We start from the raw sequence: 26,238 nt of genomic DNA on the forward strand, positions 1-26,238 counted from the left end.
AGCGCTCCGTCAACGGATTCACCTGCGGTTCCACCCATGAGCGGATCCGCGCCGTTTCGTCCGTTGTCAGTGCGAGCGCCTACGCTGTGCGACGTGACTTTTCCCGCCCCGGGGGCCGCTGCGCCCCAGCTCAACGGCCCTCACCGGCCTGCGCCGGGCCCGGCCGCCGACGAAGGCCTGGCCCGTCGGCTGCGTGCCCTCGCATGCACCGCGCCGCTGCACGACCTCGATGTGCGCAAGGCCAACCTCGCGGGCGAATACGGCGTCTACGCCATGGCTGAGGTGGCGCTCGCCGTCATCGACCTCGTCACCCTCAACATGGACTTCGACACCGGAGCCGACCACGAGGAAATAGTGGCGAAGGTGCTCCCCCGGGTCGCCGCCCAGGCACCCCGCCGCCCCGCGCTCGAGCACGAGCGGGTGGCCCGCTGGGTGCTGGAAAACCTGATCAACGTCGGCAGCGTGGACCGCGGCTTCCGCGCCGTGTACGGCACGTTCACCACCGAGGGTGAGTACGTCCGCCGCGACTACGACTTCAAGCTCATCGAGGAGGTGCCCGGCGCGGGCGGCAGCGTCTACCTCCGGGCCACCGACGAAGCCGTGAACGTCCTGGTCGGCGCGCTCGACACGGACGTCACCAGCGCCCAGATCGCCGCCGAGGTGAAGCTGGAGGTGCTGATCAACCGCGGCCGGCTGGCCGACGCCCAGCTCGCCGCCGAACAGGCCCGCTACCGCACCGTGCAGTACGCCGAGACCCTCCGCCGGACCCTGGACGCCACCCGCCGCAACGTCCGCGCCGTGGACTGGCTGGAGACCGTCCCGGACATGATCAACGAGGCGCTGGACCACGTCGCGGACCGCTACCGCCACGAGAACGCCATCCTCACCAACATCCGCAAGGCCCGCGACGAGACCGAGGAGCCCGAGCACAAGCGCCGCGCCGCCGAGCTCGTCGACATCGTCAAGGACTGCATCCGCCGGCACACCCAGCTCCAGTCCCGGCTGCTGGAGGCCGGGCCGCTGTTCCGCGCCGAGCAGGACCGGCAGGCCTTCGCCACCCCCACGGCCCGCTCCGGACTCGACCTCTACGGCCAGTTGGTCGCCCCGGTGCTGCCGCTCCCCGCCGAGCAGGCCATCCGCGTCACCGACGCCTTCTTCGCCAAGGGCACCGGGCTGCGGACGCCGTCGGCCGCGCGCATAGGGGACCTCGTCGAGATGCTGCTCACCCCGCCCGTGGAGCGCGAGCACCTCGGCGCCGAGATGCCCGAGCCGGACCTGGTGGCCACCCCTGACGACAGCCGCTTCAGCGAGGCCCAGCTCGACGCCGCGATGGCGCTGCTCGACCTGCCCGCCGACGCGCCCCGCCGGCTCTCCGGCCTGCTCGCCGAGGCGCGCCGCGGTGATCCCGAACTCCCGTACCTCGTCGCCCTGCTGGCCGTGCACGCCGCCAGCCCGCCGGTCGGCACGGCCTACCGCCAGGGCGAACAGCAGCTGTTGTTCGCCGTCGACGACGGCACGGAGCTGGTGGACCCCGAGTTCGGCGGCGCCGACCTCATCGTCGGCACGGCGCTGCTGGACTCCGCCGGCATGGCCGCGGACCGCTCGGAGGTGGCCTGATGCCCCGCTCCCAGGGTGCGCCGCCGGTGCCCGGCGGGGTGCGCGCCGCCCGGCGGAGCCATGACGCGCCGGGCGGCCGTCCGCCCGCGCCCCGGCCCGAGATGTCCCCGACCGTCCCCCGCAAGGAGCTTGTTCCGTGACCCAGTACGACGAGGAGCCGCAGCCGGACCTGGCGTCCGGGGCCGGTGAGCCGGGCTGGGGCGTGCCCGTCGCCGACCCGGAGCCGGCCGCGGCGGGAGCCTCCCCCAAGCTCTCGGCTTCGCTCGAGCAGGCGGCACCCCCACCCCTCAGCCCCGCCGATGCCGCCGACGCCGCCCGGCTGGTCTCCTTCGGCCTGCAGCCCAAGCTGCTGCCCGCCCGCGACGCCGAATACAGCGAACTCCTGCGCCGGTATCGCGACGACCCCGCCTTCGCCCGGCTCGCCGACGCCGTCGCCACCGGCCTCGGCCTGGTCGTCCTGGAGGTGTCCACCCGCGCCGGGATGGCCGTCACCGCCGACGAGGACTCCGTCTTCGCCGTACGCATGGGCGACTACGCCCGCCGTGCCTCCGCCGACTCCGCCGACCGCTTCCTGCACGGCCTGGCCCATCTCGCCGTCGCCGCACTGGCCTTCCCGCGCCCCGAGGACCTCGCCGACGACGGCTACATCGGCCGGATCACGGTCAACGGCGTCGACTCCTTCGTCCGGCAGGCCTGCCGCCGCCTGGAGGAGCGCGCCGAGGAGCAGGGCGAGAACACCGACCCGGCCACCGACGCCCCCGGCCTGGAGTCCGCCTGGCGCATCTACGCGCGGCGCAGCGCGACCGGCGCCACCAAGGACGCCCGCCGGCTGGCCGGTTCGACCACCGGCATCATCGCCAAGGCCGTCACCTTCCTCGTCGACTCCGGCTTCCTCCAGCGCACCGGTGACGACGCCGGCGGCGCCTACCGCACCACCGCCCGCTATCAGCTCCAGGTCCGCGACATGGCCGGCAGCGCCGCCATGGCCGAGCTGCTGGAGCTGGGCATCGTCCCTGTCGCCGACGGCAGCGCCGCACTGCTGCCGGGCGAGGACACCGACGCCCTCGACCTCGTCGCGGACGCCGGACTGCCCTTCCACTCGGGCTGACCGCCCCCGACCGCTGACCACCCGGTGGCGTCCGCCGCCACCCCTTCCCGACACGACAACGAGAGTCCGCCATGTACGAGCTGTCCCGGGTCCGCCTCTACTCCATCGGGCCCGCCGGTGCGCGCTATGCCGACACCGTGCTGGACCTGCGCGGAGTCGGTGCGCCCGTACCCCAACCGGCCCCGGCCCAGGCGGACTTCTTCGAGGACGAACCGGTGGGCCCGCCGCGCCGCCCGGCGCCCGCGGGCGTGCTCTTCCTGGAGAACGGCGGCGGCAAGTCCGTCCTGCTCAAGCTGATCTTCTCGGTGATGCTGCCCGGCCACCGCAACACCCTCGGCGGCGCCAGCTCCGGCGTGCTGCGCAAGTTCCTGCTCGCCGACGACTGCGGCCATGTCGCCCTGGAGTGGCAGCACGTGGTCACCGGCGAGAGCGTGGTCGTCGGCAAGGTCAGCGAGTGGCGTGGGCGGCAGGTCTCCAACGACCCGCGGAAGTTCGCCGAGGCCTGGTACAGCTTCCGGCCCGGACCCGGGATGAGCCTGGACTCCCTCCCCGTCGCCGAGGCCACCGTCGTCCGCCCCCGCCAGGAGAACGGTGAGGGCAGCTCCGGCGCCCAGGGCCGGCGCCGCACGATGAAGGGCTTCCGCGACATCCTCACCGAGGCGGGGAAGAACTACCCCAACCTGGATGTCGTCTGGGAGGAGATCCACGAGCGCTGGAACGAACACCTCGGCGAACTGGGCCTGGACCCGGAACTCTTCCGCTACCAGCGGGAGATGAACGCCGACGAGGGCGAGGCGGCCGGCCTGTTCGCGGTGAAGAACGACTCGGACTTCACCGACCTGCTGCTGCGCGCCGTCACGGACACCCGCGACACCGACGGCCTCGCCGACCTCGTGCACGGCTTCGCCCACAAGCTCGGCCGGCGCGCCGAGCTCACCGCCGAACGGGACTTCACGGCCGGCTCCCTCGACCTGCTCTCCCGCATCGCCGACGCCGCCGAACAGCGTGAACGCGCCCGCGAGGTGCACGCCGGAGCCGAGCGCCGCACCCGCGCCCTCGCCCAGCGGCTGCACGCCCGCGGCACGGAGGAGCGCGGCCGCGCCGCCGAGCTGGCCGAGCAGGTCGCCGCCGCGGCGCACCGCGTCACCGACGCCGAGCAGGTCCGCGACCGCCGCTCCCTGGTCTCCGCCGAACTCGCCTACCGGCACGCCTCGCTGGCGCTGGCCGCCGCCGAGAAGGGCGCCGCCGCCCAGCGCCGCGAACTCAACGACGCCCGCACACTGCACAGCGCCTGGCAGGCCGCCGAGACCGCGCTGCGGCACCGCGCCGCCGCGGACCGCTCGGCCCGGGTCGCCGCCGCCATCCGCGAGGCCGAGCGGGACGCCGCGCCCGCGCTCGCCGCCCGTGCCACCGCCGCCGCCGACCTCGTCCGCGCACTGCACGCGGCGGCCGAGGCCGGTGAGCGGGTCGCCAACGAGGAGGAGGAACGCTCCGCCGCCCTCCAGGAGGCGGGTGAATCGGCGCACCGCGACGCCACCACCGCCGCCACCCACGCCCAGCGCGCCCGCAGCGAGGCCGAACACCTCAAGCAGCGGCTCGCCGAGGTCGCCGAGGAGACCGCCGAGGCCGTCCGGGCGGGCTGGCTGGACGACAGTGCCCCCGACGCCGACCCGGCCCGTGCCGCGCTCGCCGCCTCGGACGCCGAGAAGACCGCCGTCGAGGCCTGGGACTCGGCCCGGGAAGCGGCCCGGCAGGCCACCGACCGCGCCCGCGAGGCCACCGCCCGGCACTCCGCCGCCGAACTCTCCGCGGCCCGCGCCGAGGACGCCGCCGAGGCGGCCGGGCGCGCCTACGAGGCCGAGCGCCGGGCCGCCGAGTCCATCGGCGCCGAGCAGCGGCTCGCCGACCTCCTCGGACTGCCGCAGTCCGAGGCCGCGTCCCCCGGCGTGCCCGGTCCGCGTACGGCCGTGTCCGGTACGGAGCAGGGAACTCCGCGCCGTCCGGCCGCCGGCCCGCTCACCGCCGAGGAGCTGGACCGCAACGCCGACGGGCTGCGCGAGCTGCTGGAGGAGGGCGTCGCCGGCGCCGAGCGGCAGCTGTTCGACCTGCGCACGGCCGCCGCCGACGACTCCCGCATCCTCGGCGCGCTGGGCGACGGCGGTCTGCTGCCCCCGGGGCCCGATGTGCTGGCCGCCGTGGAGTACCTCGGCGAGCACGGCGTCCCCGCGCTGCCGGGCTGGCGCTACCTCGCCCAGTCCGTCGACCCCGCAGACCACACCCGGGTGCTCGCCGCCCGCCCCGAGCTGGTCGACGGCGTGATCATCACGGACCCGGACACCCATGCGCGGGCCCGCGAGGTGCTCGCCCAGGCCGCGCTGCTGCCCCGCTCGGCCGTCGCGGTCGGCACCGCCGCCGCGCTGCTCGCCCCCACCCCCGCTCCCGACGAGCGGGAATCCGGCGCCTACGGCGTTTTCCTCGTACCGCCGAACCCCGCGATGCACGACGAATCCGCCGCCGACGAGGAGCGCCAGGCGCTGCGGGCGCGCGCCATAGAGCGGGACGAGGAGATCCGGGCGCTGGCCGCCCGGCTCGCCGGGGACCGTGCGCTGGCCGCCCGGCTCGGCTCGTGGCGTACCGGCTGCCCGGCCGGTCGCCTCGCGGAGCTGGCCGCCGCCGCGGCGGAGACCCGGACCGCCGCGGAGGAGGCGGCCGCGGAGCTGGCCGAGGCCCGCGCGGCGCGCGCCGAGCTCGACGAGAGCGCGGCCGAGGCCACCCGGGAGCGCGACGATCGCCAGGAGACGGCACAGCGCGCCCGCCGCGCCGCCGACCTGCTGGCCGGACTGGCCCACCGGCTGCGCGAGCGCGCCTCCTGGCAGTCCCGGCTGCGGGAACTCGCCGACGAGGGCGCCGAGTTCGAGGCCCGCGCCGAGGAGTGCGTGGACCGCGCGCGGGCCGCCGACGAGGACCGCCGGGCCGCGCAGCGCGCCGCCGACGACGCCCGTCGCACCGCCCGTGCGCTGCGCGCCGAGCGGGCCGAGATCGCCGGTGTCCCGGACGACCTGGGGGAGGCCCCCGAGGGCGCGAGCACGTCCCTGCCCGCACTGCGCGAGGCCTACCGCGCCGCCTCCCAGCTGTACGAGAAGGTCGGTGTCGGCGCCGATCTGCGCGCCGAGCAGGCTCGCGCCGAGGGCGACGAGAGCGCCGCCCTGGCCGAGTTGAACCGCCTCACCAACAAGGTCCGCACCCGCGCGGAGGCCCTCCTGGAGAGCCCGGACGCCGCCGACGGCCCCTCCCGGCAGGCCGCCGCCGCCCGCGCCGAATCGCTGGTGCACATGCTGGAGACCCGCGCCTCGGCCGCCAGTGAACAGCTCGGCCGGCTGCGCGGTGAGGCCGAGCGACTGGCCCCCACGGACGGTGAGGCGCACACCGAGCTGCCCGAGGACCTGGTGCCCGCCGACGCCGACCGCGCCAAGGAGCTGCTGCGCGCCGCGGCGGGCGAACTCACCACCGCCACCGAGGCGTTGACCAACGCCCGGGACCGGCACGAGGAGCTGCTGCGCGGCCACCGCGCCGCAGAGGACGCGGCCGGCGGCTTCGACGAGACCGCCGCCCTGCTGCGCGATCTGCTCCGGGACAACCAGGACGCGGAGGACGCGGCGGACAGCCCGGTCGAGCCGTACGCGGGCCGGCTGGCGGACGCCCGGCAGGCCGCCGCCGAGTCCCGCCGCTCGCTGCGCGGCTGCGCCGCCGATCTGTCCACCGCCGAGTCCGCGGTGCGCGAGGCGAGCGACATCCTCGTACGGCACGCCAACTCCACCCGCTACGAACAGGTCCGCACCCCCGCCCGGCAGCAGATCCGCGAACTGCCCGCGGCGGCCCTCCCGGACCACGCCGCCAAGTGGGCGGAGGCCTTCGCCCCCCGGCTGCGGGTGCTCACCGACGAGCTGGAGCAGCTGGAGCGCAACCGCGACTCCATCGTCGACCGGCTCCGCGGCCTGGTCGAGTCCTCGTTGACCACGCTGCGCTCCGCCCAGCGGCTGTCGCGGCTGCCCGAGGGGCTGGGGGAGTGGTCCGGCCAGGAGTTCCTGCGGATCCGCTTCGAGGACCCCGACCAGGCCACGCTCACCGAGCGGCTGGGCGAGGTGATCGACGAGGCGACCCGCGCGGCCGTGAAGAAGAACAGCGATCTGCGGCGGGACGGGATGTCCCTGCTGCTGCGCGGGGTCAGCGCGGCGCTGCTGCCGCGCGGCGTGGCCGTGGAGATCCTCAAGCCGGACGCGGTGCTGCGCGCCGAGCGGGTGCCGGTCGGGCAGATGGGCGATGTGTTCTCCGGCGGCCAGCTGCTGACCGCGGCCATCGCGCTGTACTGCACGATGGCCGCGCTGCGCAGCAACGACCGGGGCCGCGACAAGCAGCGGCACGCGGGCACGCTCTTCCTGGACAACCCCATCGGCCGCGCCAACGCCACCTATCTGCTGGAGCTGCAGCGCGCCGTCGCCGATGCGCTGGGCGTCCAGCTGCTGTACACCACCGGCCTGTTCGACACCACCGCGCTCGCGGAGTTCCCGCTGGTCATCCGGCTGCGCAATGACGCGGACCTGCGGGCCGGGCTGAAGTACATCAGCGTCGAGGAGCATCTGCGGCCGGGGCTGCCGCAGCCGGACCCGTCCGGCGAGGCGGTGCACGGGCAGATCACGGCGACGCGGATGTACCGCCGCCCGGAGGAGCCGGCTCCTGAGGAGTCGGCCCTTGAGGAGCCGGCGGACCCGGCCGGCGGCTGACCGGCGGCGTGGGAGGGCTGTGGGCGGTCAGACCACCACCACCGACCGCAGGACCTCCCCGCGCTGCATCTTGGCGAAGGCCGGTTCGATGTCGTCGAGCGCGATGGTCTCGCTGATGAACCGCTCCAGGTCGAGCTTGCCGCTCAGGAACAGATCGATCAGGACGGGGAAGTCGCGGCTGGGCAGGCAGTCGCCGTACCAGGAGGACTTCAGGGCGCCGCCGCGCGCGAAGAGGTCGAGGAGCGGCAGCTCGATGCGCATGTCGGGGTCGGGGACGCCGACCTGGACGAGCGTGCCGGCCAGGTCCCGCATGTAGAAGGCCTGCCGGTAGGTCTCGGGGCGGCCCACCGCGTCGATCACGACATCCGCGCCGTGCCCGCCGGTCAGCGCCCGGACCGCCTCGACGGGGTCCGTACCACGGGAGTTGACGGTGTCGGTGGCGCCGAACCGCTCGGCGGCGTCGAGCTTGCCGTCGTCCAGATCCACCGCGATGACGCGCCGCGCGCCGGCCCGGGAGGCGCCCGCGATGGCGGCGTTGCCGACCCCGCCGCAGCCGATGACGGCGACGGTGTCCCCGCTGCCCACCCCGCCGGTGTGCACCGCCGCGCCGTACCCGGCCATCACCCCGCAGCCGATCAGCCCCGCGGCCTCCGGGCGCGCCGACGGATCGACCTTGACCGCCTGTCCGGCGGCGACCAGTGTCTTCTCGGCGAAGGCGCCGATACCGAGGGCAGCGGTCAGCTCGGTTCCTCCCCCAGACTCCGTCCGGGTGCCCCCAGCCAGGGTCATCGGCTGGACGGCGTTGCGGGAGTCGAAGCAGTACCAGGGCCGGGCGCGACGGCAGGCGCGGCACTGTCCGCAGGGCGCACGCCAGGCGAGCACCACGTAGTCGCCGGGCGCCAGTTCGGTGACGCCGGGGCCGACGGCCTCGATGACACCGGCGGCCTCGTGGCCGAGCAGATAGGGGTAGGCATCGCCGATCGCGCCGTCGCGATAGTGCAGGTCGGTGTGGCACACCCCGCAGGCCTGGACGGCCACGAGCACCTCGCCCGGACCGGGATCGGGCACGAGGATCGGCAGCACCTCGACGGGGGCGCCCTTCTTGAGGGCGACGACGGCGCGGGCTTCGTGCGGCATGTCTCACTCCTAAAACAGCGCCTGCGGCGGCGGCAGGGCGGGTAGCACGCGTGAGGTGGCACGGATGCCGTGGGGGGTGGAGTGGTGCGCTGTGCGGGGAAGGCGCAGCGGCGGAGGAAGGGGCCACCGCTGTCGCCGTGTTGCCTATAGTGCGCTTGGTTGCGCTATAGGAGACATGCTGGAAGTCCGTCAGGCGTACGTCAAGGGGGGATTTTTCGCTACCCCGCTCACCCCGCGTACCCCATCAGACGGGAGAGATCGGCGGCCGCCTTCGCCGCCCGCTCCGCGAGCTCCGGCAGCAGCTGACGCTCCATCCGGTATGCCGGACCGGAGACGCCGATCGCGCCGATCACCGCGCCGTCATGGGCCCGTACCGGCGCCGCCACCGCGTTCAGCCCGATCTCCAACTCCTCGCTGGTGCAGGCGAACCCGTCGTCCAGCGCGGCGGCAAGCTGCTCGCGCAGACCGGCCGCCGTGGTCAGGGTGTGCTCGGTGAACCGCGGCAGCTTGCGGGTCACCAGGGTCTCCCGGCGCGGGGCCGGCAGATGCGCCAGCAGGACCTTGCCGCTGGCGGTGGCGTGCAGCGGGGTCCGGCGGCCCAGCCAGTTGTACGCGGTGACCGCGGCCGAGCCCCTGGCCTGCATGATGTTGACCGCCGCATCGCCGTCCAGTACCGCGATGTTGGCGGTCTCCCCGGTGTCCTCGGCGAGCGCCCGGCACACCGGCTGGCCCTCCTGCGAGATGTCCAGCCGGATCGCCGCGGCACCCGCCAGCCGCAGCACCCCGGCGCCCAGGTAGTACTTCCCGCGCTCCCGCTCCTGCTCCACCAGCCCGCGGTTCTCCAGCACCCCGAGGATGCGGAACGCGGTCGACTTGTGGACGCCCAGCTCCTCGGAGATCTCGGTCACCCCGGCCTCGCCCAGCTTGGCCAGGATCTCCAGCACGCTCACCGCGCGGTCCACGGACTGGACGGACCCCGCGCCGCCGCGCCGTTCCTCGGACCGGTCGTCCGCCGCATCGCTCGTGTTCGACATGGGTCTTCGTCTCACCACCCGGTGGCCCCGCGGGGCGCGTCTGAGGACAACCGCCGGGAAGCCCTTGACGGCCCGCTGCCCCGGCTTGGATTCTGTTGCGCATCGCGCTTTCCGATGCGTTATTCAGAACACACGATACCGATCAGTCGCGAGGGGGACCAGATGATTCCCGTCTGCCGTATCGAGGACCTGCCCGAGGGTGAGGCCCTCCGGATCGAGATCGACGACGCCACGCCGGCCATCGCGGTCTTCCATGCCGAGGGCGGCTACTACGCCGTCGACGACACCTGCAGTCACCAGGACGCCTCGCTCTCCGAGGGCTGGGTCGAGGGCTGTTTCGTCGAATGCCCGCTGCATGCGGCCCTGTTCGACCTGCGCACCGGAGCCCCGGCCTGTCTGCCCGCCCGCCGGCCGGTGCGCGCACACCAGGTCGACGTCCTGGACGGCATCATTCATGTGCGGCCCGCCGTACGGGAAGAGGCCGTGGCGTAAAAAGGCCGGTCGGTCACGCGGCCGCGCGATCGGCCCCCGACGTGCCCCGTTCCTCGCGGCGCTGCTGCCGCCGCGCCTGCCGCCGCTCGCGGCGCAGCTCCCGGGCCGTACTGCTCGGCTGCGACTGCACCCCGTTGCGCTGCACCCATACCTGCCGGGTCACCCAGACGTCCAGCACTCCCCAGGTGGCGACCACCGTGCTGGCGACCGTGCTCAGCACCGCGGGAAACGCCATCCAGGAGCCCGCCAGGGTGCACAGGAACGCCACCATCGCCTGGATCAGGGTGAGCGCCACGATGATCACGGCGCGCACGGCGGCGGTGCGCACCGGCTCCGCCATCCGGCGCCGGCCCGCCGGCTCCTCCCGCCACAACGGCCTTCTGCCGGTGTCCATGACCGCGTCACTCTCCCCGCACTCGCCCCACGTGTCCGGTTCCCCGGCGGCTGCCCGGAATTCACCGGTACCCGCCCTGGGCCGCACCCCGTCCCTTCCCATGGTCACGTACCGGACGCGCACCGGGTTACCCGGGGTAGAGCAAAAACCGGCCAACCGACCGGCTTACCTCCGGACACCGAGGGCAGGTGAGGGTCCGGGAAACACGGGTGGGTTGTCCGGGAATCGACGGACAACTCGTGACGATCCCTCCCCGGCCGCCTGCCCCGACCTGCGGGCGGGCCTTCGGCTCGGTCCCCCGACAGTAGTAGGCTCGCGCCGTTTGTTGACGGAACACCACCCCCGTGCGCCGGGGTTGACGTTGGGGAGGCCATGCGCTTTCGCGGGAAGTCGGTCCGCCGGAAGATCGTGGCGTTGCTGCTCGTACCGTTGGTGTCCCTGACGTCCATGTGGGCGTTCATGACCTACCTCACCGGGCGCGAGGCCAACCAGCTGCTGGACGTCGGCAACGTCGTCCAGAAACTGGGGTATCCGGTCGAGGGCGTCGTCCAGGCCCTGCAGGCCGAGCGCCGGCAGAGCCTGCTCTACCTCGCCGACCGGCGCGGCGCCGACGCGCTCGGCGAGCTGCGCGCCCGGACCCGGGACACCGACGAGGCCGTCACCCGGCTCCGCAGCGACGCCGGCACCCGCGACATCCGCGAGGGCCTGGCCGGCGATGCCGGCACCCGGATGCGCGGCATCCTCAAGGGCCTGTCCGGACTCGGTTCGCTGCGCACCCAGGTCGAGGACAACACCCTCTCCCGTGACGAGGCCATGGAGGGCTACAACTCCCTGGTCGATCCCAGTTATGACTTCCTGTCCGCGCTCCACGCCCTGGAGAACGTGGAGATGGACAAGCAGGGCCGGGCGCTGGTCATCATCACCCGCGCCCGGGAGGCCGTCGCCCGCGAGGACGCGCTGATGTCCGCGGTGCTGGTCTCCGGCACCATGAGCAAACGCGATCTGCGGACGCTGTCCGACCACGTCGCCGAGCGCCGGGTCCTCTACGAAACCGGCCTGTCCGCGCTGCCCGCCAAGGACCGTGCCCTCTACCAGGACTACTGGCACTCCGCGAAGGCCCGCGAACTGACCTCCTACGAGGACCGGGTGATCGCCGCCGGCGCCGAGGACGGGCCGCGGAGGGTCAACGCCGAGCGCTGGAACACCGCGGCGAAGAAGGTCCTCGGCGACCTCCAGCGGATGGGCAAGGCCGCCGCCGACCGCTACCAGGAGCGGGTCGCCCCGGTCGCCACGAACATCCTGCTCAAGGCCGCCATCGCCGGTGTCCTCGGCTTCATCGCGCTGCTGGTCTCGATCATCGTCTCGTTCCGGATCGGCCGCCGCCATGTGCGCGACCTGGTCCGGCTGCGCAAGGCCGCCCATGACGTCTCCGGCGTCCGGCTGCCGAGCGTCATGCGCCGGCTGGCGGCGGGCGAGCAGATCGACGTGGAGACCGAGGCGCCCCGGCTGGTCTTCGGCCAGGACGAGACCGGCCAGGTCGGCCAGGCGCTCAACACCCTTCAGCGGGCCGCGATCGAGGCCGCCGTCAAGCAGGCCGAAATGCGCCGTGGCGTCGCCGATGTGTTCGTCAACCTCGCCCGTCGCAGCCAGGTCCTGCTGCACCGTCAGCTGACCCTGCTGGACGCCATGGAACGGCGCACCGAGAACACCGACGAACTCGCCGACCTCTTCCGCATCGACCATCTGACCACCCGTATGCGGCGGCACGCCGAGGGCCTGGTCATCCTCTCCGGCGCGGCCCCCTCCCGGCAGTGGCGCAAACCGATCCAGCTGATGGACGTGGTGCGCGCGGCGGTCGCCGAGGTCGAGGACTACGAGCGGATCGAGGTACGCCGGATGCCGCGGCTCGCGGTGGACGGACCCGCGGTGTCCGACCTCACCCATCTGATCGCCGAACTCCTGGAGAACGCCACGGTCTTCTCCCCGCCGCACACCGCCGTCCAGGTGCTCGGCGAGCGGGTCGCCAACGGCTACACCCTGGAGATCCACGACCGCGGTCTGGGCATGGCGCCGGACCTGCTGCTGGAGGCCAACCTCCGGCTCGCCGAGACCCCCGAGTTCGAGCTGTCCGACACCGACCGGCTCGGCCTGTTCGTGGTCAGCCGGCTCGCCCAGCGGCAGGACGTACGGGTCTCCCTCCAGCCCTCGCCGTACGGCGGCACCACCGCCGTGGTCTTCGTCCCCGGCACGCTCCTCACCGAGACCGCCGACGGCGCCCGGGAGGACGACGAACCGGGCCCCGGCGCCTCCGTGGGCAACGAACTGGAGCACGCGGCGGGCAAGTTGGCCGCGCTGGCGCAGCTGCCGGTGCCGCGGCCCGAGCGGGAGCGGGAGCCGGCCGTCATCGACGGCCCGGTCGAACTGGAGGCGCCGCTCGGCCCGGACGAGCTGGGCACCGACGACGAGGACGCGCTCTTCCGCAAGCGGGAACGCGGCCGCGACGCGAGCGGGCCCGCCGGTCCGGCCTCCGCGCCGCGCAGCATCGCCCCCGTGCCGGCGGACGAGCAGCACCAGCAGACCCGGGACCAGGCGCCCGGCGGGCCGGCACCGCTGCCGCGCCGCCGCCGCCCGCCGGTGCTGGTCTCCGACCACGGCCGGACGGTCGACGACCGCGAGGCACCGCGCAAGCGCAGCACCGGGCGTCCCGGCACCGAGGGCTCCGCCGCCGAGGGTTCCGGCTCCGCGGAGGCCGGCTCCGGGGGCTCCGGCTCCGGCCGTCCCGCCGACCGTCCGTCCTCGTCCGACGCACCGCAGGACCGGGCGCCGGACGCTCCGCAGCCCGCCGGCACGACGGACCCGCCCGCGGCGACCACGGCCACCGGACTGCCCCGCCGGGTGCGGCAGGCCAGCCTGGCGCCGCAGCTCAGGCCCGACCCCGCCGAGCCGGCCGAGGCGCGGCGGACCCCCTCGGCGCCGGCCGCGGACGACCGGGACGCCGAGGCGGTACGCGCCCGGATGGCCTCGCTCCAGCGCGGCTGGCAGCGCGGCCGGCGCGACAACGGCGAGGACCCGCGCGAGAACGGCGCGCCACCGCGGGGCGAGGACCCGGCCGCGGACCCCACAGGCCCGGACGCCACAGGCCCGGACACCCGTGACAGCGCCGCACAGGACGGCAACGCCACGGGCAGCACAGCACCAGGAACCACATCGGGAGGGGACGGTCCATGACCGCACCGCAGGCAGCAGCTTCCACCGCATCGGTCTCGGCGAAGGGATCCGGTGAGCTGAACTGGCTCCTGGACGAACTGGTCGAGCGGGTCGGCTCCATCCGCAAGGCACTCGTCCTCTCCAGCGACGGGCTGGCCACCGGCGCCTCGAAGGACCTGACCCGCGAGGACGGCGAGCACCTGGCCGCGGTCGCCTCCGGCTTCCACAGCCTGGCCAAGGGCGTCGGCCGGCACTTCGACGCGGGCCAGGTCCGGCAGACCATGGTCGAGCTGGACGACGCGTTCCTCTTCGTCAGCGCGGCCGGCGACGGCAGCTGCCTGGCGGTGCTGGCCGATGCGGACTCCGATGTCGGGCTGATCGCCTACGAGATGACGCTGCTGGTCAAGCGCGTGGGCGCGCACCTGGGCACCGCGCCCCGGTCCGGCCTGACCCCCTGAGCACGACGAGGGTGATGCCATGAGCGAGGGCGGCGAGCGCGTGGTGCAGCGGTGCGCGCCCCGCGCGTGCGGGGCCGGGCGCAGCGAGGTCGCGGCATGAGCGAGCAGGACGGCCGGCCGGCGCGGCGACGGGAAGCGGGCCGCTGGTACGACGACGACGCGGGCCCGGTCGTCCGGCCGTACGCGATGACGCGCGGGCGCACCCGTACGGCGGCGGAGGGGCGCCTCGACCTGATCGCGCTGGTGATCGCCGAGAGCCGCGCGGACGACTCGGTCGACGACCAGATGCTCTCGCCGGAACATGTCGACATCGTCGCGCTGTGCCGGGAGGAGCCGCTGTCCGTCGCCGAGCTGGCGACCGAACTCGACCTGCCGGTCGGCGTCGTACGGGTCCTGATCGGGGATCTGCTCGACGCCGGACTGGTCCATGTCAGCAGGCCGGTGCCGCCGGCCGAGCTGCCCGACGAGAAGGTGCTGCGTGAGGTGATCGACGGCCTGCGCGCGCTGTGATCCGCCGCGCTCAGCCGCCGCCGTCCGGTTTCTGCTTCCGCGGCGGCGGCCACTGCTCGACGGCGGCGCCCGGATCCAGCCGGGAGATCGCCTCCGCCAGCTGTGCGCAGACCCGGCGGATCTCCTCATGGGTGTTGCGCCGCTCGGTGACGACCGCCGCGAGCAGCAGCGCGGTCAGCGCGGTGATCCCGTTGAAGGCCTGCAGGGTGGCCATGTTCGTGAGCAGTTCGTGCCCGGCGAACGGTCCCCATCCCTCGGCGGTCGCGATGATCGCGATGGTGGAGACGAGCAGCGCACACGGAGCGGCGCCCGCCCGCTGGAAGCGGAAAGCGGCCCAGATCAGACACGGTGAGACGAGGTAGAGCAGGTTCACCGGGCTGCTCACGGCCAGCAGCGTGATCGCGCAGGTACAGGCCACCAGCAGCGTCGCCTCCAGCCACCGGAGCGGACGGATCCGGGCCCGCTCCGGCCGACGGGCCGCGCTGAGGAGCAGCAGCACCGGCGTGATCACCAGCACGCCCATCGCGTCGCCGGTCCACCACACCGCCCACGTCGGCCAGAACTCTCCCGCCGGCAGCGCCCCCGAGAGCACCAGGGCGCCGCTGCCGATGGTCGCGCTCACCAGCATCCCGGTCAGCGCGCCGAGGAACACCAGCGCGACGGCGTCCCGCAGCCGGTCCAATTCCACGCGGAACCCGGCACGGCGGAGCAGCCGGTAGGAGAGCAGCGGACCGAGGGTGTTGCCCGCGACGATCGCGAGCACCACGGCCGCCGACGGCCCCAGCGACACATTGACCAGGAACGCGCCCAGGGTGATCCCCGGCCAGATGCGCGGCCCCAACAGCAGCAGCGCGGTCAGTGCGATACCGGTCGGCGGCCACAGCGGGGTGACCTGTCCGCGGACCAGTTCCTGGAGCAGCCCGAGCTCGGCGCTGCCGTAGTAGACGGCGGCGACGCCGAAAATCCACCCGGCGGTGGGCCCATGGCGCCTGAGCCACTCCGTGCGCCTCACCAGAGCCTCCACTCGTTGCCGTGCCGCCGGGCCGGCTCCGTCCGGCGGCAGGTTCCTAGGTGTAGGGGCCGCCGCTGTGGCGGAGGACGAGCACGGCGGCGTCATCGCGGTGCCCGGTCAGATCGGCCACCCCGATCACCTCGGCGGCCAGCTCGTCGGCGTCCGCGTCGTACGCCGCGCCGACCAGTGCGGCCACCCGCGCCAGCCCCTTCTCGATCGGATACGTCGGCCCTTCCACCACCCCGTCGGTGATCAGGACGAAGGCGCCCGCCCGGGACAGCCGGCGGCGGGTGACCGGGTACAGCCCGTCAGGAAACAGGCCCAGCGGCAGTCCTCCCGGGTCCTGGAGCACCTGCGCGCCCTCGGCGGTGCCCCAGATCGCCGGGACGTGCCCGGCGCGGGCGTCGGCCAGCTCCCCGGCGGCCGGGTCGAAGCGCAGAAAGGTGCAGGTCGTCAGCAGATCGGAGCTCATCGACACCAGCAGGTCGTTGACCCTGCTCAGCACGTCGCCGGGGTCCGTGGTGGCGCCCGCGATGGCGCGCAGTCCGGTGCGGACCATGCCCATGAAGGCGGCGGCCTCGACGTCATGCCCCTGGACGTCCCCGATGGCGAAGCCGAGCGAGCCGTCCGGCAGCGGAAAGGCGTCGTACCAGTCGCCCCCGATGTCCAGGCCTGTCTGGGCCGGTACGTAGCGGGCCGCGGTCTGCAGTCCGGGCAACCCCGGCAGCTCGGGCGGGAGCATGTGCCGCTGCAGTTCGACGGCCAGCGCCACCCGTGCCTGCTGCAGCTTGATCCGTGCCATCACCTGGCCGGTGAGGTGGCCCAGGCGGCGCAGCAGCTCGTCAGGTGGCGGGGTCGGGGTGGTGTGGCGTTGATCCATCCAGCACTTCCGCTCCGGATCGGCCCCCCGGGTACGGCGACTCCCTGCTGGGTTTCAGATTACCGCCGACGGGTGGGGTCTTGGCGGTCGGGCCGCGGGCCGGGGGGAGCGGCGCCCGGCCTCCGGCCATGGGGGAACGGACTTGTTGAGCGACGCTTAACAGGCGCGCTACGGTGCCTGCTGAGCATTTGTCAACGGAAGGAGATCCGCCGCCATGGCCCCGGACACGACCCCGGCACCCTTCGACCGCCTGGAGATCCAGGTCGGCCCGCACACCTACGACGCCCTGGCCTGCGGGCCCGCCGACGGGGAGTTCGTGCTGCTGCTGCACGGCTGGCCCGAATTCGCCGACTCCTGGAGCGCGGTGCTCACCGCCCTGGGCGCGGCCGGCTACCGCGCCGTCGCCGTCGACCAGCGAGGCTACTCGCCGCGCGCCCGCCCGCCCCGGATCGCCGACTACGCGGTGCCCGAACTCGTCGCCGACGCCCTCGCCTTCGCCGACTCCCAGGGCGCGGACCGCTTCCACCTGGTCTCGCACGACTGGGGCGGCATGGTCGCCTGGGCGGTGGCCGGCGCCCACCCCGAGCGGCTGAAGTCCCTGACCGTACTGGCCACTCCGCACCCGGACGCACTCAACCGCGCCGCCGCCGAGGACACCGTCCAGCACCACATGCTCGACTACGTCCGCTTCTTCCGCCGCGACGACGGTGCCGCGGAGGCCGCCCTGCTCGCCGACGGCGCCGCCCGGCTGCGCGCCGCGTACGGCGGCAAGGTCCCCGCGGCCCTGGCGGACGACAACGTCCGCCGGCTCTCCGCGCCGGGCGCGCTCACCGCCACGCTGAACTGGTACCGCGCCCCCGAGTCGGTCATCTCCGTACCGGCCGGCCGGATCGCCGTCCCCACCCTCTTCCTGTGGGGCAGCGAGGACGTCGCCCTGGGCCGCGGCGCGGCCGAGTCGACCGGCGAGTGGGTGGACGGCCCGTACCGCTTCGAAGCGCTCGAAGGGGCCAGCCACTGGCTTCCCGAAGAGGTCCCCGCCCTCGTCACCCCGCCGGTCCTGGAGCACCTCGGACAGTACGTCTGACACCGCGGCGGGCCGGGCGGGGACACCGCGGCCGTCCCGGCCGCCGCCACCGTAAACTGCGGGCATGTCCGGCAAGCGAACCACCCGCCTCACCCCCGACCAGCGCAGGGAGCAACTGGTCGGGATCGGTCTGGAGATGCTCGCCGACCGCTCCCTGGACGAGCTGTCCACCGACGAGGTCGCCCGCCGGGCCGGCATCTCCCGCGGGCTGCTCTTCCACTACTTCGACTCCAAGCGCGACTTCTACCGCGCGGTGGTCCGCGCCGCGTGCGACCGCTTCGCCGCCGCGACGGAACCGGACGGCTCGCTGGAGCCGGTCGCCTGGATGCGGGCCTTCATCGCCGGGTTCGTGGCCTACGTCCTGGAACACCGTCAGGCCTATCTCGCCCTGGTACGGGGCGCCGCCGGCAGCCACCCCGCCGTCACCGAGATCGTCGGCGCGACCCGCGAGACCCTCGCCCGCCGGGTGCGCGACGGCCAGCGGCGGCTCGGCATGCCGGACGCCCCACGGCTCGAACTGGCCTCCCGCGCCTGGATGGCGTTCGCCGAGGAAGCGGTCATCAACTGGCCCGCCGAGGAGCCCGGCGCCCGCGACGAACTCTGCGCCTTCGTCGAATCCAGCTTCGTGAGCCTGCTGGGGCTGCTGGACCGGCCGGGGGTCCTCAACCCGCGCTGACCGCTCGGGCGAGCCGGACCGGGACCGTACGAGGAGCCGGTGCAGCGCCGTCAACGGCCGCCCCCGCGGCCCATTTGGGCCGGTTGGCGACCTCTGCCCCGCGGCGGCTCCCCGGCGTGACACATCTCAAGTGGGCGCCGTGCTGAGCACGTTGTACCGTTCCCTTGCACCTGCTGCCCCGTGCGCCGCGAGGCTCGGGTACCAAGCGTGAGCTCCACCCGCATACACGGCAATTCAGGAGAAGAATCCCATGGCCTTCGGGCGTTCCGATCGCCGCCGACGGTCCGCCGCCGTCGAACCGGTGACGCTCAAGATCCTGGTCGCGGGCGGCTTCGGGGTAGGCAAGACCACCCTGGTCGGGGCCGTCAGTGAGATCAAACCGCTGCGTACCGAGGAACGGCTCACCGAGGCGGGCCGTCCGGTCGACCACCTCGATGGGGTGGAGGCCAAGACGACCACCACCGTCGCGATGGACTTCGGACGGATCACCGTCAACGAGGGGCTGGTCCTCTATCTCTTCGGCACCCCGGGGCAGGACCGCTTCTGGTTCCTGTGGGACGAGCTGGCGCGCGGAGCGCTCGGCGCGGTGGTGCTGGCCGACACCCGCCGGCTCGCGGACAGCTTCTCCGCGATCGACTACTTCGAGCGCCGCGGACTGCCCTTCACCGTCGCCGTCAACTGCTTCGACGGCGCCGACCGCTATCCGCCGCAGGCCGTACGGGACGCCCTGGACCTGGACCCCCAGGTGCCGGTGGTGCTGTGCGACGCCCGCGTCAAGGACTCCGCGCGGGATGTACTGATCTCGGTGGTCGAGCACGCGATGCGGACCGGTGCCCGCCGGCGGGAGCCCGCGCTGCCCTGACGGGGTGGGGGAGGGCGGCCGGTACCCCGCCGTCCGGGGTACCGGCCGCCCGGTCCGCGCCCCGCTGAGCCACGAGGCCGCCGGTCCGCGCGGCCGCTGCGCTACGCGCCCGCCGAACCGTCCTCGGCCAGCCAGCCGAAGCTCCGCTCCACCGCCTTGCGCCAGTTGGCGAACTCGCGGTCGCGGGTCGGCCCGTCCATCCGCGGTGTCCACTCCGTGTCACGCTGCCAGTGGCCGCGCAGCTCGTCCAGGTCATCCCAGACACCGGTCGCCAGACCGGCCGCGTACGCCGCCCCCAGGCAGGTGGTCTCCGAGATCACCGGGCGGATCACCGGCACCCCCAGCACATCGGCCTGATGCTGCATCAGCAGCCGGTTGGCGGTCATTCCGCCGTCGACCTTCAGCTGGGTGATCCGCACCCCCGAGTCCTGGTACATGGCGTCCACCACCTCCCGGGTCTGCCAGCTGGTCGCCTCCAGTACGGCGCGGGCCAGATGCGCCTTGGTGACGAAGCCGGTCAGCCCCGTGATGACACCGCGGGCGTCGGAGCGCCAATACGGCGCGAACAGACCGGAGAAGGCCGGCACGACATACGCCCCGCCGTTGTCCGGGACGCTCGCCGCCAGCGCCTCGATCTCGTCGGCCGAGGAGATGATCCCCAGCTGGTCGCGGAACCACTGCACCAGGGCGCCGGTGATGGCGATCGACCCCTCCAGGCAGTAGACCGGCGCCTCCCCGCCGAGCTGGTAGCCCATCGTCGTCAGCAGCCCGCTCTTGGACGGGACCGGGCGGTTGCCGGTGTTCAGCAGCAGGAACGAGCCGGTGCCGTAGGTGTTCTTGGCCTCGCCGACGCCGTAGCAGGTCTGGCCGAAGACGGCCGCCTGCTGGTCGCCGAGCGCGGACGCCACCGGCACGCCGTGCAGCTGCCCCACGGCCGTGCCGTACACCTCGGCCGACGACTTGATCTCCGGCAGGATCGCGGCCGGCACACTCATCGCCGCCAGGATGGCCGGATCCCACTGGAGTGTGGAGAGGTTCATCAGCATCGTGCGGCCCGCGTTGGTCACGTCCGTGACATGCACCCCGCCGTCGATGCCGCCGGTCAGATTCCAGATCAGCCAGGAGTCGATGGTGCCGAAGGCGATCTCACCGCGCTCGGCACGGGCCCGCAGTCCCGGCACCTCGTCCAGCAGCCAGGCAGCCTTGGGCCCGGAGAAGTAGCTGGCCAGCGGCAGTCCGGTGGCCTCCCGGAAGCGGTCCTGGCCGTCCGCGCCGCCCAACTCCGCGCACAGCTGGGAGGTACGGGTGTCCTGCCAGACGATCGCATGGTGCACCGGCCGGCCGGTGGCCCGGTCCCACAGGACCGTGGTCTCCCGCTGGTTGGTGATGCCCAGCGCACTGAGCTGGTCCGCGCGCAGCCCCGCCTTCGTCAGCGCGCCCGCCACCACCGCCTGCACCTTCGACCAGATCTCGGTGGCGTCGTGCTCCACCCAGCCCGGCTTGGGGAAGATCTGCCGGTGCTCGCGCTGGTCGACGGCGACGATCGCGCCGCCGTGGTCGAAGATGATGCAGCGGCTCGACGTGGTGCCCTGGTCGATCGCGGCGACGTACTTCTCGGTCTTCCCGGTTCGCTCCGTCATGCCGTCACGCCTCCTGAAGTCCTGGTGAGTGGGTGCGGGGTGGGGGCGCGGGGTGAGCCCGGTGGCCCTCGCCCCGGCGGTCCGGCCGGGTCAGAACGCCGCGTTGTGGACCAGCCCCGACAGCACCGCGCCGATCAGCGGACCGGCCACCGGAATCCAGGAGTAACCCCAGTCGGACGAACCCTTGTTGGGGATCGGCAGCACGGCGTGCGCCAGTCGCGGCCCGAGGTCACGGGCGGGGTTGATGGCGTAGCCGGTGGGCCCGCCCAGCGACAGCCCGATGCCGACCACCAGCAGCGCGACGAGCAGCACATTGATCCCGGAGCCGTAGATCCCCGCGTGCGCGCCGGGGACCTGGCCGATGCCGATTCCCTTGTTCTGGCCGAAGAACAGCAGCGGCAGCACCAGCCCGACGGTGGCGATGATCTCGGTCACCAGGTTGGCGGCCGGTTTGCGGATCTCCGGACCGGTGGCGAAGATCCCCAGCGTCGGCTGGGCCTTGCCCTGTTCGGCGTTGGCGGCGAACTGCGCGTAATACAGCGCCCAGGCCAGCACGGCCCCGATCACCGCGCCGGCCATCTGCGCCAGGACGTACACCGGCACCTTCGCCCACTCGGTGCCGCCCGCGACCGCCGAGCCCAGCGTCACCGCGGGGTTGAGATGCCCGCCGGACAGTGGCGCCGCGGTGTAGGCACCGGCCAGTACAGCCATGCCCCAGCCGAAGGCGATCACGACCCAGCCGGCGCCCTTCGCCTTGGAGTGGTGCAGGGTGACGGCGGCGCACACGCCGGCACCGAAGAGAATGAGTATCGCGGTGCCTATCACTTCACCGACGACGATGTCCCCATTGGAATACATGGCGGCTCCTTGGCCCTCGCCCGGGGACGTCCCCCGGTCCTCCGTGCAGGGTGCGTGCCACCGGCGGGCAGCGGACAGCCGCTGCCACCCGGCCGGGGTGCCTGAGTACGGCGATGCCGACTGGCATCCGGAAGTGTTCACCGGTGGTGAGGGGGCGTCAAGGTCGCGTGCGGGAGAGGGTGTTGGGGGGGCGGGCCGCCATCTGCCGGAGGGGTTTCGAGGGAGAGGCCGTCGGCGGAGGCTTGGACGGGTGTCCTGGGTCGAGCCGCCGCCGCGCCTTCCCGGCAGGCTCCCGTCCTCACCGCACCGCGATCACGGCCGATCCGTGCCCGAACAGCCCCTGGTTGGCGGTCACCCCGACCCGGGCGCCCGGCACCTGACGCGTGCCCGCCTGGCCCCGCAACTGCCAGGTCAGTTCGCAGACCTGAGCGATGGCCTGGGCCGGCACCGCCTCGCCGAAGGAGGCCAGACCGCCGCTGGCGTTCACCGGCAGCCGCCCGCCCAGCGCCGTCGCACCGTCCCGCAGCAGCTTCGCCCCCTCACCGGCGCCGCACAGCCCCAGATCCTCGTACCACTCCAACTCCAGGGCGGTGGACAGGTCGTAGACCTCGGCCAGCGAGAGGTCCTCGGGGCCGACCCCGGCCTCCTCGTAGGCGGTGTGCGCGATCGACGCCCGGAAGCCGGTCTCCGGTTCCGGCACGGCCGCGGCCGAGTCGGTGGCGATGTCCGGCAGGTCCAGGACCGTGCGCGGATAGTGCGGCGTGGCCGTGGAGACCGCGCGGATCCGGACCGGGTCCGTGGCGCCGTGCCGGCGCGCGAAGTCCATGCTGGTCAGGACGAGGGCGGCGGCGCCGTCCGAGGTGGCGCAGATGTCCAGCAGCCGCAACGGATCGGCAACAACGGCGGACGCCGCGACCTCCTGCGCGGTGACCTGTTTGCGGTAGCGGGCGTACGGATTGGCCGCGCCCGCCGCCGAGTTCTTGACCTTGACCCGTGCGAAGTCGTCGGCCGTGTCGCCGTACCGGGCCATCCGGCGGCGCGCGTACAGCCCGAAGTACGCCGGGTTGGTGGCCCCCAGCACCCGGAACCGCAGCCAGTCCGGGTCATCGGGCCGCTCACCGCCCGCCGGGGCGAAGAACCCCTTGGGCGCGGCGTCGGCGCCCACCACCAGGGCCACATCCGCCAGCCCCGAAAGGATCTGCGCCCGCGCGGTCCCGATGGCCTGGGCGCCCGACGCACAGGCTGCGTAGACGCTGGTCACCCGGGCGCCCTGCCAGCCCAGCGCCTTGGCGAAGGTCGCGCCCGCCACATAGCCGGGGTAGCCCCCGCGCACCGTGTCCGCGCCGACCACACTCTGCACGGCGCGCCAGTCGAGCCCGGCGTCTGCGAGCGCCGCCCTGGCCGCCTTCGTCCCGTACTCGACGAAGCTGCGCCCCCATTTGCCCCAGGGGTGCATGCCGGCGCCGAGGACCGCCACGTCGCCGTGTGCGGGGGTTTTGGGGCTCCTGTGTAGCTGCCGTCCATCCGTGGCCCTATTTTTTTCCCCGCCGCCCACCCCCCTTCGGGGGGTGGGCGGGTGTAGTGACGAGGTTTCCACCCGCCCCCCGCTCTCACCCCCGCCGCCACCCCTGCCCCCATCCCTGCCCCCGCCCCCGCTCCCACTCGCCGCCGCCAATGCCCACTGCCACGTCGTCCAGGTGTGCTCCTCGTCCTCGTGGAGCACACCCGGCACCAGCTCGACCTCCGCGCCCACGGTGAGATCCGCGGCGCGGACGCCGGGCGCGGCCTGACCGAGGACCACCATCCGTTCCTCCGCCAGTTCCACCGCGACCAGGAGGTACGGCTGCCACGCGGCGTCCGGGTCGGAGACGTAGGGGGCGGGCGGGCGATAGCGGGCGTCGGTGTACGACCAGACCGTGCCGCGCCGGGACAGCGGCACCTCCGCCAGTTCCCCGCTCCCGCACGCCGGGTTGCGGCAGAAGGTGTCCTCACGGGGGAAGAACACCGCCCCGCAGGCCCGGCAGCGGGTCCCCAGCAGCCGGAAATCCGTCGCGTCCTGGTCGAACCACCCCGGCACCACCGGCTTCCGCGTACGTGCCACAGCCCCTCCTCCACCGCAGACCCACCAACAGCCACGCCACAGCCACATCACAGAACTGACGGAACGTCAGGAGTGTGGCACGCGGCCGCCGAGGGCGGAACCCCGGTACGGCCGCCGGGCGATCAACCCGCACCCGGCCCACGCCGACCGCATTCCCGCCCGTCGCGCCCCATGTCCCCGCCTGCCTGACCCGCATCCCCTTTCGTCTGGACGCCGTCCATACCCGGTGCTATGTTCTTCTCGTTCCGAGAAAGACTCAAAGTGAGAATGATGGTGGGGGTGGCGGGTCGTGCACACGGACCGGCAGGGCGACGCGAGCAGTGCCGCGCAGGACGGCGGCGAGCGCGAGTTCCTCGCGGCCTACGACCCGCGGGAGTTCCCCGCCATCGCCGTGACCGTCGACATCGTCGCCCTGACGCTGCGCGCTGGCGTCCTGCACGCCCTGCTCGTCGAGCGCGGCGGCCGGCCCTTCCAGGGCGCCTGGGCGCTGCCCGGCGGCTTCGTCCGGGCCGGCCGGGAGTCGCTCGACGCGGCCGCCGCCCGCGAACTCGCCGAGGAGACCGGCCTGGAGGCCGGCCAGCTGGAGCGGGTCCACCTCGAACAGCTCGGTTCGTACGGCGATCCCGGGCGCGACCCGCGGATGCCCGTCGTCACCGTCGCCTACCTCGCCTTCGCCCCCGACCTCCCCGAGGCCCGGGGCGGCGGCGACGCCTCGTCCGCGGCCTGGGTCCCGGTCGCCGACCTGGATCTCGGCGGCCGGGACGGCGCCCGCGGGGCGGAAATGCCGCCCGGACGGAGGACCGGGCAGGATTTCGTCGAACCGGACGCGGCTGAGCGGCGTCCCCCAGAACAGGGTCCGGGGCACGGGATCGACGGGGGTGATGCCGTGCCCCGGCCCGCGGACGACCCGGCGCGGGAGGCGCAGCCCGGTCCGCGAGCCCTCCTGCCGCTCGCCTTCGACCACGCCCGGATCGTCGCGGACGGACTCGACCGGGCCCGCGCGAAGATCGAGTACACCCCGCTGGCCACCGCGTTCCTCGATGAGGAATTCACCATCGCCGAACTCCGCGGCGTCTACGAATCCATCTGGGGCAGCCCGCTGCACGCCGGGAACTTCCACCGCAAGGTGCTCTCCGTCCCCGGATTCGTCGAATCCACCGGCACGACGGCGGCCCGCGGCGGCGCCCGGGGCGGCCCGCGCGCCCGGCTCTACCGCGCCGGCGACGCCCGGCTGCTGCACCCGGCGCTGCTGCGCCCCGACCGGGAGGAGAGCGTGCGATGACCGCCACGGCAGTGGACGCCCCGGGCACCCGCGCCGCCGCCCGCACCGCGCTGGCCGCGGCCCGCCGGCCCACCGACCTCTTCCCCGCCGACGCCACCGAAGCCGCCCGGACCCACCGCACCTTCGCCCGGCTGCTGCACCCCGACACCGCGCCCCTCGCCGAACGGCGGCGCGCCGAGGCCGAGTTCGCCCGTCTGGGCGCCCTCTGGCAGCAGTACACCGCCGCCGCCCGCCCGACCCTGACCACCCGCCGCCGTACGTACACCCTCGGCGCGACCCTGGCCGCCGGTGACCTCGCGGTGCTCCGCGAAGCCTCGTACGAGCAGAACGGCAGCCGGCACCGGGCACTGCTGAAGATCCCGCGTACGGTCACCGACAACGACCTCATGGAGCGGGAGGCCCGGTCGCTGGAGCGGCTGGCGCGACACGGCGAGCGGCGGCACCGTGCCTATGCGCCGCGCCTGCTGGAGTCCTTCCGCCACCGCGATCCGGACACCGGCGCCGAACGCCGCGTCAACGCCCTGGTCCCGCTCGACGACCGGGTGCCCACGGGCGCCTTCCACACCCTCGCCGAGGTCCGCGACGCCCACCCGGACGGCCTCGACCCGCGCGACGCCGCCTGGATGTGGCGCAGGCTCCTGGTCGCCCTCGGCTGGGCGCACCGGGCCGGCCGGGTGCACGGCGCCGTACTGCCCGAACACGTCCTCATCCACCCCGGTCTGCACGGCCTGGTCCTCGTCGACTGGTGCTACAGCACCGCCGTCGGCGACCGCGTCCCGGCGCTCGTCGAACGCCACCGTGCCGCCTATCCGCCCGAGGTCACCGGCCGCCGCCCGGCGACCGAGGCCACCGACATCCACCTCGCCTCCCACACCATCGCCGCCCTCATGGGGGAGCGCGCCCCGAGGCCGATGAGGGCGTTCCTGCGCGGCTGCACGCTGCCGTCCGAGTCCCGCCGCCCGCACGACGCCTGGCAGCTGCTGGCCGAGCTCGACGCACTCCTCGACCGCCTCTACGGGCCCCGCACCTTCCGCCCGTTCACGATGCCCCGGCAACGACCGTGAACCGGCGGGGCACCCGCCCGTACGCGGCCCGCCCCGCCCAC

At 73.9% G+C, this 26,238-nt stretch carries 20 protein-coding genes and 1 pseudogene; 12 read left to right on the forward strand and 9 right to left on the reverse strand.

Annotation, left to right across the window (positions count from 1 at the left end; genetic code table 11):
* Positions 1-93: 93 nt before the first annotated feature.
* From ACFW5B_RS29560 to ACFW5B_RS29570, 3 genes are all read left to right on the forward strand, one after another.
* Positions 94-1,617 carry a hypothetical protein gene (locus ACFW5B_RS29560; RefSeq protein WP_386446113.1) on the forward strand — a complete coding sequence of 508 codons (1,524 nt, stop codon included), beginning with the start codon at positions 94-96 and terminating at the stop codon, positions 1,615-1,617.
* Between the two features lie 136 nt (positions 1,618-1,753).
* Positions 1,754-2,725 (forward strand): hypothetical protein, encoded by a 972-nt coding sequence (locus ACFW5B_RS29565; RefSeq protein WP_386446116.1) that lies wholly within the window; start codon positions 1,754-1,756, stop codon positions 2,723-2,725.
* Between the two features lie 71 nt (positions 2,726-2,796).
* Positions 2,797-7,506: a hypothetical protein gene (locus tag ACFW5B_RS29570; protein WP_386446118.1), complete on the forward strand. Its 4,710-nt coding sequence runs from the start codon at positions 2,797-2,799 to the stop codon at positions 7,504-7,506.
* 27 nt (positions 7,507-7,533) lie between these two features.
* Here ACFW5B_RS29570 and ACFW5B_RS29575 read toward each other — a convergent pair whose 3' ends face one another.
* On the reverse strand, positions 7,534-8,643 hold the full coding sequence (locus ACFW5B_RS29575) for an S-(hydroxymethyl)mycothiol dehydrogenase (protein ID WP_386446121.1): 1,110 nt from the start codon (positions 8,641-8,643) through the stop codon (positions 7,534-7,536).
* 227 nt (positions 8,644-8,870) lie between these two features.
* A complete protein-coding gene (locus ACFW5B_RS29580) occupies positions 8,871-9,677 on the reverse strand; it encodes an IclR family transcriptional regulator (protein ID WP_386446123.1) in 807 nt (268 codons plus the stop codon).
* A gap of 162 nt (positions 9,678-9,839) precedes the next feature.
* On the opposite strand from ACFW5B_RS29580, the gene ACFW5B_RS29585 reads away from it, so the two are divergent.
* The gene (locus tag ACFW5B_RS29585; RefSeq protein WP_386446126.1) at positions 9,840-10,169 is read left to right on the forward strand and encodes a bifunctional 3-phenylpropionate/cinnamic acid dioxygenase ferredoxin subunit; all 330 of its coding nucleotides are present in this window, start codon (positions 9,840-9,842) and stop codon (positions 10,167-10,169) included.
* Positions 10,170-10,182: 13 nt separating this feature from the next.
* Here the strand turns inward: ACFW5B_RS29585 and ACFW5B_RS29590 are convergent, their stop codons facing one another.
* On the reverse strand, positions 10,183-10,665 hold the full coding sequence (locus ACFW5B_RS29590) for a hypothetical protein (protein ID WP_386446186.1): 483 nt from the start codon (positions 10,663-10,665) through the stop codon (positions 10,183-10,185).
* Positions 10,666-10,935: 270 nt separating this feature from the next.
* Here ACFW5B_RS29590 and ACFW5B_RS29595 point away from each other — a divergent pair, with 270 nt between their 5' ends.
* From ACFW5B_RS29595 to ACFW5B_RS29605, 3 genes are all read left to right on the forward strand, one after another.
* A complete protein-coding gene (locus ACFW5B_RS29595) occupies positions 10,936-13,791 on the forward strand; it encodes a nitrate- and nitrite sensing domain-containing protein (protein ID WP_386446129.1) in 2,856 nt (951 codons plus the stop codon).
* The gene (locus ACFW5B_RS29600; RefSeq protein WP_386446132.1) at positions 13,788-14,228 is read left to right on the forward strand and encodes a roadblock/LC7 domain-containing protein; all 441 of its coding nucleotides are present in this window, start codon (positions 13,788-13,790) and stop codon (positions 14,226-14,228) included. Before ACFW5B_RS29595 ends, ACFW5B_RS29600 begins: the two co-directional genes overlap by 4 nt.
* 96 nt (positions 14,229-14,324) lie before the next feature.
* Positions 14,325-14,738 carry a DUF742 domain-containing protein gene (locus ACFW5B_RS29605; protein ID WP_386446134.1) on the forward strand — a complete coding sequence of 138 codons (414 nt, stop codon included), beginning with the start codon at positions 14,325-14,327 and terminating at the stop codon, positions 14,736-14,738.
* A gap of 10 nt (positions 14,739-14,748) precedes the next feature.
* Here the strand turns inward: ACFW5B_RS29605 and ACFW5B_RS29610 are convergent, their stop codons facing one another.
* Positions 14,749-15,750, reverse strand: a complete 1,002-nt coding sequence (locus tag ACFW5B_RS29610) for an MASE1 domain-containing protein (protein ID WP_386446137.1) — start codon at positions 15,748-15,750, stop codon at positions 14,749-14,751.
* Positions 15,751-15,805: 55 nt separating this feature from the next.
* Positions 15,806-16,630, reverse strand: a complete 825-nt coding sequence (locus ACFW5B_RS29615) for a PP2C family protein-serine/threonine phosphatase (RefSeq protein ID WP_386446140.1) — start codon at positions 16,628-16,630, stop codon at positions 15,806-15,808.
* A 214-nt stretch (positions 16,631-16,844) separates the two neighbouring features.
* On the opposite strand from ACFW5B_RS29615, the gene ACFW5B_RS29620 reads away from it, so the two are divergent.
* From ACFW5B_RS29620 to ACFW5B_RS29630, 3 genes are all read left to right on the forward strand, one after another.
* Positions 16,845-17,714 carry an alpha/beta fold hydrolase gene (locus ACFW5B_RS29620; RefSeq protein ID WP_386446143.1) on the forward strand — a complete coding sequence of 290 codons (870 nt, stop codon included), beginning with the start codon at positions 16,845-16,847 and terminating at the stop codon, positions 17,712-17,714.
* Positions 17,715-17,778: 64 nt separating this feature from the next.
* A complete protein-coding gene (locus ACFW5B_RS29625; protein ID WP_386446146.1) occupies positions 17,779-18,390 on the forward strand; it encodes a TetR/AcrR family transcriptional regulator in 612 nt (203 codons plus the stop codon).
* Positions 18,391-18,640: 250 nt separating this feature from the next.
* The gene (locus tag ACFW5B_RS29630) at positions 18,641-19,252 is read left to right on the forward strand and encodes an ATP/GTP-binding protein (protein ID WP_386446148.1); all 612 of its coding nucleotides are present in this window, start codon (positions 18,641-18,643) and stop codon (positions 19,250-19,252) included.
* A gap of 101 nt (positions 19,253-19,353) precedes the next feature.
* Here the strand turns inward: ACFW5B_RS29630 and glpK are convergent, their stop codons facing one another.
* From glpK to ACFW5B_RS29650, 4 genes and pseudogenes are all read right to left on the reverse strand, one after another.
* Positions 19,354-20,892: a glycerol kinase GlpK gene (glpK, locus tag ACFW5B_RS29635; RefSeq protein ID WP_386446151.1), complete on the reverse strand. Its 1,539-nt coding sequence runs from the start codon at positions 20,890-20,892 to the stop codon at positions 19,354-19,356.
* A 90-nt stretch (positions 20,893-20,982) separates the two neighbouring features.
* Positions 20,983-21,750 (reverse strand): MIP/aquaporin family protein, encoded by a 768-nt coding sequence (locus ACFW5B_RS29640; RefSeq protein ID WP_386446154.1) that lies wholly within the window; start codon positions 21,748-21,750, stop codon positions 20,983-20,985.
* A 298-nt stretch (positions 21,751-22,048) separates the two neighbouring features.
* Positions 22,049-23,227, reverse strand: a complete 1,179-nt coding sequence (locus ACFW5B_RS29645; protein ID WP_386446189.1) for a lipid-transfer protein — start codon at positions 23,225-23,227, stop codon at positions 22,049-22,051.
* 201 nt (positions 23,228-23,428) lie between these two features.
* A pseudogene (locus tag ACFW5B_RS29650) lies at positions 23,429-23,830 on the reverse strand (Zn-ribbon domain-containing OB-fold protein); the annotation flags it as partial.
* Between the two features lie 310 nt (positions 23,831-24,140).
* Between ACFW5B_RS29650 and ACFW5B_RS29655 the strand changes: the two are divergent.
* Entirely contained in the window at positions 24,141-25,133 is a 993-nt protein-coding gene (locus ACFW5B_RS29655) for an NUDIX domain-containing protein (protein WP_386446157.1), read from the forward strand.
* Positions 25,130-26,197: a molecular chaperone DnaJ gene (locus tag ACFW5B_RS29660; protein WP_386446160.1), complete on the forward strand. Its 1,068-nt coding sequence runs from the start codon at positions 25,130-25,132 to the stop codon at positions 26,195-26,197. The genes ACFW5B_RS29655 and ACFW5B_RS29660 overlap by 4 nt, the downstream gene beginning before the upstream one ends.
* Positions 26,198-26,238: the final 41 nt, after the last annotated feature.

Origin of the sequence: Streptomyces sp. NPDC058773 (assembly GCF_042746015.1) — a bacterium.
Classification (GTDB): Bacteria; Actinomycetota; Actinomycetes; order Streptomycetales; family Streptomycetaceae; genus Streptomyces.